The organism is Microcystis sp. M49636_WE2, from assembly GCF_030065375.1.
Classification (GTDB): Bacteria; Cyanobacteriota; Cyanobacteriia; order Cyanobacteriales; family Microcystaceae; genus Microcystis; species Microcystis aeruginosa_C.
On sequence record NZ_JASJFG010000504.1, the window covers coordinates 1 to 1,096 of the forward strand.

The 1,096-nt window shown below is 45.3% G+C and carries 1 protein-coding gene; it reads left to right on the forward strand.

Annotation, left to right across the window (positions count from 1 at the left end):
- Positions 1-612: 612 nt before the first annotated feature.
- The coding region (locus PX484_RS11765) for a TerC family protein (RefSeq protein WP_288103956.1) at positions 613-1,096 on the forward strand (484 nt) is incomplete at its 3' end.

A 1,096-nucleotide genomic window follows, 5' to 3' on the forward strand; every position in this document is an offset into this window, starting at 1 on the left:
AGTGATTGGGGGGAAAATTTAGGGATTTTTTCCCTGAAAATTAGGTAATTGACCACCTGAAAATGGGTAAAACCCCACACCCCACACCCCACACCCCACACCCTGCCCCCACGAAAAACTTTTTCAGCAGCCCCTAATTATAATCTGCAATATCGTCGGGCAAAAACACCAGGGGCGACTTGTTTTGTTACCCTTGTTACTGAGCATCTTTAAGCCTTTTCTTTATGATGCGTTCCCCAAAATCGATCGGTGGAGCAGTAAGTACCTAAGCAAAATTAATTACACATCTAAGCCACTACTCCGTCAGACTTCTGGTGTGAGGAAACAGTGAACTGAAAACTCAAATCCGATCCCTAATAGCTGTCTCCCGTCTCCCGTCTCCCGTCTCCTGTCTCCTGTCTCCTGTCTCGACTAGGAAATTAATTTTGCACGACTACTTATTTTACACACTTCATACCGGATGAGCAAGAGGGCTACGCCACTACTACCAAATCATTACCTGGCCAAGAACCGTAGAAGGATTAATCTGTCTCAACACAGTGATAGGAGTGAAAAGCTAATTTATGTCCCCTCAAAATCGCTGAAAATCTCTCTCTAACCACTTGCGGCACTATTCTCACCCTGGCAGTCTTAGAAACCATTCTATCGGCCGATAATGCCCTCGCCCTGGCCGCTTTGGTGCGAGAACTTCCCGACCCCAGACAAGAACGCCAAGCTTTAAACTGGGGATTAGCTGGGGCATTTGTCTTGAGAGTTGCCATGTTAGTGAGTGCCAGTTGGACAGTTAAATTCTGGCAGGTGGAGGTACTGGGTGCTATTTATAAGCATTTTGGGCAGAAATTTCGCAATATAGAGACAGAAGACCAAAATTTTGCCCCTAATCTCGGAATAGAATCTTTGGGTTCTGTTATTGTTCTGATTGCTTTTACGGATCTGGCTTTTTCCCTTGATAGTATGACAACAGCGATCGCCCTAGCCGATCGATTCTGGATTCTTCTGACTGGTGGTATTTTGGGAATGTTAGCCCTACGATTTTTGACCGGTTTATTTGTCAGGTGGTTAGCTGAGTTTGTTTACCTACAAGATGCGGCCTATC